This is a genomic window from Acinetobacter sp. (assembly GCF_050285345.1).
Lineage (GTDB): Bacteria > Pseudomonadota > Gammaproteobacteria > Pseudomonadales > Moraxellaceae > Acinetobacter.
Genome location: NZ_JBLZXR010000016.1, coordinates 1 through 8,867, shown reverse-complemented (window position 1 = coordinate 8,867; position 8,867 = coordinate 1). Strand labels below are relative to the sequence as shown.

7 protein-coding genes are annotated in these 8,867 nt (G+C 39.1%); 6 read left to right on the top strand and 1 reads right to left on the bottom strand.

Annotation, left to right across the window (positions count from 1 at the left end; translation table 11 throughout):
• The first annotated feature begins 313 nt into the window (after nucleotides 1–313).
• The 3 genes from ACN6OV_RS01070 to ACN6OV_RS01060 all read left to right on the top strand — a co-directional run bounded on the left by ACN6OV_RS01070 (nucleotide 314) and on the right by ACN6OV_RS01060 (nucleotide 3,284).
• A complete protein-coding gene (locus ACN6OV_RS01070) occupies nucleotides 314–1,453 on the top strand; it encodes a tyramine oxidase subunit B (RefSeq protein ID WP_178928851.1) in 1,140 nt (379 codons plus the stop codon).
• Between the two features lie 45 nt (nucleotides 1,454–1,498).
• Complete coding sequence (locus ACN6OV_RS01065) at nucleotides 1,499–1,918, top strand: RidA family protein (RefSeq protein ID WP_178928850.1); 420 nt, start codon at nucleotides 1,499–1,501, stop codon at nucleotides 1,916–1,918.
• Nucleotides 1,919–1,991: 73 nt separating this feature from the next.
• A complete protein-coding gene (locus ACN6OV_RS01060; RefSeq protein ID WP_427948894.1) occupies nucleotides 1,992–3,284 on the top strand; it encodes an NAD(P)/FAD-dependent oxidoreductase in 1,293 nt (430 codons plus the stop codon).
• A gap of 39 nt (nucleotides 3,285–3,323) precedes the next feature.
• Here ACN6OV_RS01060 and ACN6OV_RS01055 read toward each other — a convergent pair whose 3' ends face one another.
• Nucleotides 3,324–4,001 (bottom strand): response regulator transcription factor, encoded by a 678-nt coding sequence (locus ACN6OV_RS01055; RefSeq protein ID WP_427948892.1) that lies wholly within the window; start codon nucleotides 3,999–4,001, stop codon nucleotides 3,324–3,326.
• A gap of 194 nt (nucleotides 4,002–4,195) precedes the next feature.
• On the opposite strand from ACN6OV_RS01055, the gene ACN6OV_RS01050 reads away from it, so the two are divergent.
• The 3 genes from ACN6OV_RS01050 to ACN6OV_RS01040 all read left to right on the top strand — a co-directional run bounded on the left by ACN6OV_RS01050 (nucleotide 4,196) and on the right by ACN6OV_RS01040 (nucleotide 8,588).
• Nucleotides 4,196–5,620, top strand: a complete 1,425-nt coding sequence (locus tag ACN6OV_RS01050) for an APC family permease (RefSeq protein WP_178928847.1) — start codon at nucleotides 4,196–4,198, stop codon at nucleotides 5,618–5,620.
• A gap of 178 nt (nucleotides 5,621–5,798) precedes the next feature.
• Nucleotides 5,799–6,761 carry a helix-turn-helix domain-containing protein gene (locus ACN6OV_RS01045; RefSeq protein ID WP_427948890.1) on the top strand — a complete coding sequence of 321 codons (963 nt, stop codon included), beginning with the start codon at nucleotides 5,799–5,801 and terminating at the stop codon, nucleotides 6,759–6,761.
• A gap of 480 nt (nucleotides 6,762–7,241) precedes the next feature.
• Nucleotides 7,242–8,588: a hypothetical protein gene (locus ACN6OV_RS01040; RefSeq protein WP_427948888.1), complete on the top strand. Its 1,347-nt coding sequence runs from the start codon at nucleotides 7,242–7,244 to the stop codon at nucleotides 8,586–8,588.
• The last annotated feature ends 279 nt before the right edge of the window (nucleotides 8,589–8,867 follow it).

Below are 8,867 nucleotides of genomic sequence, written 5' to 3'. Positions count from 1 at the left end.
ACTTACCCAAGTTACGCCTTAAATTTGGCTCAATTAGGGGCGCTTTGCATTTCAAATCTTTGTGCAACAAAGCCGTTCAAAAGCTAAACTAAGAATTATAAAAGGCAAAGTAATTCGCATTACAAATCATTGATCAATCAAATCAACCATAAGGTTGATGTTTTTTTTGCTTACTCGTCTTAATTTTTAATCATCAGATTACATAAATTTTAAAGCAAACTGTCTATGAGTTATTTAATCAAAGTATTTGGTCAAATCACAGGTCAATACATTGAAAGCTCATGGTCTAGTTGCTTTTAAGGACAGGAAGCATATGACTCACGATACAAAAATTGATTTTATCTACTTGTCTGAACCAGACATGATTAAAGCTGGCGTAACCGATATGGGCTCTTGTGTAGATACGATGGAAGAGATGTTTGGTCTGCTTTACCAAGGTGATTACCGTATGGCAGGGCCGAACAATGATTCACATGGTGCAATGGTAGTCTTCCCTGAAAACTCTCCATTCCCAGCAATGCCAAGACCGACGGCAGACCGCCGTTTTATGGCGATGCCTGCATACCTTGGTGGTCGTTTTCAAAAAGCAGGGGTGAAATGGTACGGATCTAATATTGCAAACCGTGAAAAAAGTTTACCACGCTCAATCTTGATGTTCACATTAAACGATGCTGATACGTCTGCACCTTTAGCTTACATGTCTGCTAACTTGTTATCTGCTTACCGTACAGGTGCGATTCCAGGTGTAGGTGCGCGTCATCTTGCACGCTCTGACGCAACCTCAATTGGCCTAGTTGGTCCTGGTGTCATGGGACGTACAGCAGTCTCTGCATTTGTTACGGTTCGTCCAAATATCGATACCATCAAAATCAAAGGTCGTAGTCAAAAGAGCATCAATGAATTTGTGACTTGGCTGAAAGAAAAACATCCGCAAATTACCAATATCTCTGTCGTAAATACTGTTGAAGAAGTGGTACGTGATTCTGACATTGTGACTTACTGCAACTCCGGTGAAGTCGGCGATCCAAATACCTATCCAATCGTGAAACGTGAGTGGGTCAAACCAGGTGCATTCTTGGCCATGCCAGCGACGTGCAATATTGATGAAGGCATGCAAAGCGCAGATGTCCGTAAAGTCCTCGATAACCCAGGCATGTATGAAGCGTGGTTCGAAGAAGTGCCAAAACCTGCACATAACACCATTCCATTGATTGGTGTGAAATTCCTAGATCTAGTTGCTGAAGGGAAATTACAGCATGACAACCTAGAGGATCTTGGCAAGATCGTGGCAAAAGAAGCACCTGCACGTCAAAACGACGACGAAATTATCTTGATGTCAGTTGGCGGTATGCCAGTAGAAGATGTGGCATGGGCAACTGTGGTTTACGAAAATGCATTGAAACTTGGTATTGGTGTGAAATTAAACCTTTGGGATCAACCGGAGCTTCGTTAATTCAAATTTAATTTCTAAAAACTTATATATGTAAGGCATTATCAAATGAGCAAAATTACTAAAGTCAACACAGGTTCAGCTTTTGAAGAAAAAGGTAGCTACTCACGTTTAGTGGCCGTAGATAACTGGATTTACGTTTCAAATACAGCAGGTCGTAACCCTGAAACAAAACTGATTTCAGAAGATGTACTTGAGCAAACCCAGCAGGTATTCGACAACATCGAAGCAGCGTTGACAGCCGTCGGTTCGTCTTTAGCGGATGTGGTGATGTCACGTGTATTTATTCAAGATCCTGCAGATACACCGGTCGTGATGGATTTTATTGGTCAAAAATTCAAGGGTATTAATCCAGCAACAACAGTCACATGTCCACCGCTAGGTTCGCAAATTTACAAAGTTGAATTAGAAGTCACTGCATTCCGTGGTGCATCTCAGTTAGAACTTGAACACATCAAAATTGATTAATCTTAAAGACCTATCCAAAACTTCAATGTCTGGATAGGTCACCCGTCCAATCTAAAGAAAAAGGAAGGACAGAATGGTTCCAACAATTGTTCCTGTGCAAACATCAAGTGAATTGCCTCAAACGGCTGCTGTTGTCATCATCGGTGGTGGTATTGTCGGGCTGAATGCGGCTTTGACCTTAGCTGAACGCAATATTTCCGTGGTTGTAATTGAAAAAGGCAAAATTGCGGGTGAACAATCTTCACGTAATTTAGGTTGGGTACGTAAAACCAATCGCTTGGCAGATGATGTGCCTCTAGCTGTTGCTTCAGATCGTTTATGGTCAGAAATGAATGCACGTGTTGGTTGTGAAGTGGGGTATCGTCAAGAAGGGATTATGTTCTTGTCGACCGATGAGAAACAAATTGAACTGCAAAAAAAATGGTTAAAGTCGGTCGAACATTTAAACCTAGATTCAAAGATTATCAGTGCCAAAGAAGTGGATGAACTGGTGCCACATGGCAAAGGCAACTGGGCTGGTGCATTATTTACACCTTCTGACGGCCGTGCAGAGCCAACACTTGCATCAAGTGCCATTGCTAAAGCGGCAATGAGAAAAGGTGCCGTGATTGTCGAAGGTTGTGCAGCACGTCATTTAGATATTCAAAATGGTCGTGTGGTGGGCGTACACACGGAAAAAGGTACAATTCGCTGTGAACAAGTTTTACTTGCCGGTGGGCTATGGTCACGTAAATTTTTAGGGAATCTCGGGGTGCCATTGCCAACTTTACCTTTGATTTGTTCTGTATTTAAAACCAAACCAATGCAAGGCCCTACTGAAATTGCAGTTGGTGCAGGGAATTTCTCATTCCGTAAGCATATTGATGGCGGTTATATCATTACACAACGTGGTAAGTTGGATGCGCCGTTGACACCTGATCATTTGCTGATTGGTACAAAATACCTGGCTCAATTGAAAGCACAACGTGATTTCCTCAATATTTCATTTGGTAAATTTTTCTTTAAAGAGTTAGTGACACCACGCCGTTGGTCAAAAGACACCGTGACGCAGTTTGAAAAGACCCGCATGATGGATCCATTGGCGAATGAGTCATTGAATCAGGATGCACTGCGTAATTTATGTGAAGCGTGGCCGATGTTTAAAGATGCTGAAATTGAAAATACTTGGGCAGGCATGATTGATGTGACGCCTGATTCAAATCCCATCATTGATGAAATCCCGAATATTAAGGGTTTAACCATTGCAACCGGATTCTCAGGTCATGGATTCGGGACATCGCCAGCGGCAGGACATTTGGCAGCAGATTTAATTTCGGGACATCCTCCGATTATTGATCCGACACCATATAGTTTTAAACGACTCTGAACCGAATTGGAATTAGCCATGTAAAGGGCTAATTCCAGATTAAGCTTGTTTTAATGCTTTTAAGATCAGTTCACGTTTACTTTTGATCATGGTTTTTTGGTAAATATGGTAAATATGGGTTTTTATAGTGGCAAGGCTGACAAATAAATCATCGGCTATTTCTTGATTTTTCTTACCCGTTAAAATGTGATTCAGTACTTGGCGTTCAGAACGGGTCAAAAGTTTAGTAATTTCATGTGAAATTTCAGGTTCTTGTTTTACTTTCAAATAATCCAAGGGTTGATATTGTGCTAGGTCATAACAGCTTTTAATGATCTGAATTTCTTGTGTACTAAAAGGCATTTCGTTTTCGCTTCGAATCAAACTGATGCCTAAACAAGGTACGTCATCCGACTTAAAGACCAATTCGATGTTATCTAGGACTTGATTGTCTTTTAAAAAATGATGGTAAGTCTCAGGGATGTGCTCATTTTTTAAATGCACAATAGAACGATCATCTGCTTGGTGATTGAATGCATTGATGGGATCGAATTGGCACATTTGTGTGACATAGCGCTGAATGGAATGGCGTGGAATATTTTTAGAATAATAAGAGTGAAAGGCAGGTGAAGCACTTGCAGGTTCAAGATGATAGGCAAAAAAGCTTTGTAAAGGCACAACCCGACTTAAAGCTGAAATAAAATGATCAACAAAGTCATTCCATGATGATGGTTGCATCGCTTAAACCCTCCATAACTGATCGAATATAATTTTTTGAATCCTTTCATCATCCATAGAATTTTTTCTTCTGGTTATCAAAATTGTGCATTTTTACTGTGCTGATTTTTTATTCGAAAAATTGCTTAATTTTGATAATGGCTTTTTTAAAAGCTCCCTAGACTGAATTTATAGGTTATTCAGGGGGTATAAAAATGTCGAATAATAATTCTTTAAAGCAAGGGAGTCTGGGGCTATTTACAGTGGTTTTCTTTGTTGTGGCCGCAGCTTCGCCCTTGACTGGTGTAGTAGGTGCTCTACCTGTTACGTATTTTATTGGCAATGGTGTCGGGGTGCCAAGCGTATTTATTATGGCGGGGCTATTACTGCTACTGTTTAGTTTTGGCTTTGTCACCATGAGCAAATACGTGAGGAACGCAGGTGCGTTTTATGCCTACATTGTACAAGGTGTTGGAGTGCGTTCAGGTTTAGGTGGATTAAGTGTTGCATTGCTTGCTTATACAGCCATTCAGCTTGCAGTGAGTGCCATGTTTGGTTTCTTTACCGATGAGTTTTTACGTTCGCAGTGGGGCATCGAAATTCCATGGTGGGTTTATTCAATCCTCATGCAAATGGTGGTGGTCTATCTAGGTGTTTCTAAAGTTGAAATTGGTGGTAAAGTTCTAGGTCTAATTTTATTGTTAGAAGTGGGCATTGTTTTATTACTTGATCTGTTCATCACCAAAGATGCAGCAACGTTGACATTTAACTCGTTCTCACCTGAAGTGTTTTTAGGTGGAAATTTGGGGATTTCTCTGGTGTTTGCAATTTGTTCGTTTATTGGTTTTGAAGCAACAGCCATTTATTCAGAAGAATGTAAAGATCCGCATAAAACCGTGGCACGTGCAACCATTATTGCCGTTTGTATTATCACCGTATTTTATGCGATTACCTCATGGGCATTGATTCAATCCATTGGTGAAAGCAAGCTTGTGGATGTTGCAGCAGCCGATCCAGGTTTATTGGTCTATAACATTGCAGGCGAGCATTTAGGTTCATGGGCAATTCAATTGATGTCATTGCTTTTGATCACGAGTTTATTCGCAGCGACTCAAGCTTTCCACAATTCATTGGCCCGTTACTTGTTTACTATGAGTCGTGATGGTTTAGTGTGGTCAAAAATGGCAAAAGTACATGCAAAAAACAATACGCCTTATATTTCAAGTATTGTTCAAGGTGCTCTCATTATTGCCATTTTAGCGATCGCAGCATTTGCAGCAATGGATCCAATGGTTGATGTATTTGCATGGGGATCAGTGATTGCAAGTATGGCAATTTTGATTCTGCAAATTGGGGTTTCAATTGCCGTGATTAATTTCTTCCGCAAAAATCGTCAGCTTAAAGCATCATTATGGAGCACAATGGTTGCACCGCTGTTGGCACTTGTAGGGATGGTGGCCGTGCTGGTGCTGGTAATTCAAAATATCGGTACTTTAAGTGGCAGTGATTCGCCGATTATTCAATTTATTCCTTGGTTTGTGTTTGGTTGCGCTGTACTGGGGATTGTTTGGGCACAATTGATTCGTATGATCAATCCTGAAAAATTTACAAAACTCAAAAAAATAATTGAATATATCTAATTATTTTAATGGTTTAGAGATTTATTTTATATAAAAGAGTAATGTCATTCATTGCTCTTTTATTTTTTGTACTTAAAAAAATCATTATTACGATCATAAGCACATAATCTTTTTCTTATCGCTGGTTCATCATGATTGGTATGTATTTTGCTCATTGAATACGAAGAGCCATGATTGAATGAGCAAACGGATGTATTTACAATCGATTAATGAAAATAAATGTATTACTGAATCAGGTCTACATTCACAAATCTTAAAAGATTGGACGTTGACCTATGATCAAATTTCATCAGGTCATTTTGAAAGTTTTTTGCGTGAAATTTCCTTTGATGACATTCAAGTTTACGAAGAAAAATTTAAACCTTCTATTTTCCAACGTGGTGAAGCGAAGAAGAATTCACTGTGTATAGGAATGTTCTCTGAGCTTACAAATAATGCGATCTGGATGGGGAAGAACATCACAGGCCATGAAATTTTATCTTGTTGTGATCGAGATGAAATTTTATTAAGAACACCTGAAAATAGCGCTTTTTATGCTCTTACTATTCCTTTTGAATTACTTGGTGATCAAAATTTTGAAGAACAGCATAGCCAATACAGCAATGTGCTATCCAGCCAGTACAGCGAAGAATTTTATCGGAAATTCATTAATTTGTTGAACGGTGTGTTAGAGAGCAGAAATTTTCTAAATCATGATGCAACTAAGCAACAAGTTAAATCCGATATTTTGGACATCAGTGACCAGTTCTTATTGGCGCTTAATCAACATCATGAGCCAACAAAAATTTCCATTCAAAAAGCGCGTCAAGTGGTTAGTAAAGTCTGTGAGGTTTTACAAGAACAACAAGATCATTGCTATTCTATCGAAGATTTATGTCAAATGACCTTTACATCACGTCGTACTTTACAGAACTGTTTTGAACTCATTACAGGTCAAAGTCCTGCACAGTTTCTAAAAATGATTAAACTTAATGCAGTACGTCGAGCATTGCAGAACTCAGATGAGCAGCGTTGCGTAAGTGATATTGCAGCACATTGGGGCTTCTGGCATTTATCACAGTTTTCAATGGACTATAAACGTCTATTTGGTGAATGCCCATCACAAACCTTGCTGCAGCATAAAAAACCTACATTCTCCTGAAATGGGCTTTTATACAATCAATAAATTTTTGTCTGCTGTATAGAGGACGACGAATTTTCTATTCTAGTCTTTCAAGTATTTCTAGGTACTATGAGAAATTGTTTGGTATCCAATTTGTCAAAACATCGTTATTCACGCCGTCTTCGATATGGATTTCATATTTTCGGATGAAGTATAAGCTCAAAAATCTCGATAGAATCCATCCAAATCTGTGAATTAACTGTTATTACATTTATCACCTGCAGCACCATTTGTAGGCTGGAAAACCTCAGGTCTTGGCTTCTCCTTTGGCTTAGAAGGGTTACTTTTGTTTCCCCATAAACAAGCGACTCATATTACGTAATAAACAGCTTGATATCTGAAATTTCTAAAAAAACTTGCTGCTTTTCTCAAAAATCATCCTTAGGGATGATTTTTTTTTCATCATGCTGTTCTAGTTTTAAACAGTATAGGCAGTCAGCTTCTATATTGAACCATTCAATGATGAATACCTGCCATGAATGTACATCTGAGCGTGACATCAGTTTAAAGCAACATGCAGGGGGAATTATGCAACGTATTATTTATCCGACATTATTATTGGCAACATTGGGCTGTCAAAGTGCGCTTGCAGAAGCAATACAAGTATCGCAACAACTGACAGTTAAACCTGTTGTTGATGTGACTTATGGTATTTTTAACAGTCAAAAAAGTTATTTAGGCGCCGTTGATGAAGGCCAAAAAACATGGCAAGAAGCAGTGGCTAAATATGGCGTTGATGCTGAATACCAACTGGGCCAAGGTATAGCCTATAGCAGTGTGATCGGTTTAAGCTCAGGTACATTTGGCGATGGAGATGCTGCGAGTATTACCACGGGGGATGAGCGTAAAACCTCATTGGAACAGTGGACATTGGGTTGGCGTAATGGCCCAGTAGAAGAAGCGACGATTGATGCAAGTGTGGGTCGTCAAAGTGTAGTTATTGCAGATGGTTTTTTGGTCGCAGGGGATGCACTAAATTTTGGTAAAGGCTACGGTGATGAACTTAACCGTGGTGGTGGCTATTACTTAGCTGCACGTCAAAGTTTTGATTTAACAGCTGTATTACATTATCAGATCAATGATGCGCTAAAAACACATTGGTACTATTTAGAATCGAGTAACAAAGCACAAGCTCAACCTAAACTGTGGTCTACAGATTGGGAATACAAGTATGCAAATGCAGATTTTGGCTTAACTTATTTACAAGTCACAGATGTAGATGGTGGGGATGAAAATCCACGTAATGACATCAAAGATGTTGCAATTCGTGCTAAAACACAAATGAATGAACAGCTGGCATTGGCTGCAGAATATGTTTATCAAGATCAACAGCAGGGGAATGAGAATGCTTGGTATGCTTCTGCGCAATATACCTTTGATCAAGTGAAATATCAGCCAACATTAGGTTATCGTTTATCTTCATTCTCTAAAGACTATGACGGTTTGTTCTATGGTAATACCGATGCTGGTTTTGGTACGTGGTTCCAAGGTGAAGTTGCAGCAAACTACTCAGGTCCATATAGCACCAATACAAGAATTCATCAGCTTTCAATACAAGCCTCTGTGAAAGAAAATCTACATTTAGGTGCATTAGCCTATCAATTCGATACCATTGATAAATCTTATGGTGATTTAGATGCTAGTGAAATTGATCTATTTGCTGTTTGGTCACCGAATCAAAATATTAATGTAATTCCTTTAGTAGGTTTCTATAAGCCAAAAAAAGATGCCGATCATGGCGGGTCACAATTGGGAGATACAGACACCAATACTTATGCACAGTTAATTTTGCAATATGTATATTAATTGGGATTGAAACTAAGTCTCATAAAAAGGCACTGCTCAGCAGTGCCTTTTTAATTTACGTTAGAGTCCATGCTTTGTGGGGGCTGACAAGGCAAGTATATTGACTATATACAGATTTCAGAAAACTGAAAAGATAAGCTTTGTTTGATATGCTGAGAGGTGTGAGTTGGCAAAGGCTTTAATTTGTCTTTAATCATTGTTTCTTTGTACACGACAAAAAAAGATAACTCATTGAAATAATGGCATAATACTTGTTTTCTGACGACGAATATGATGACA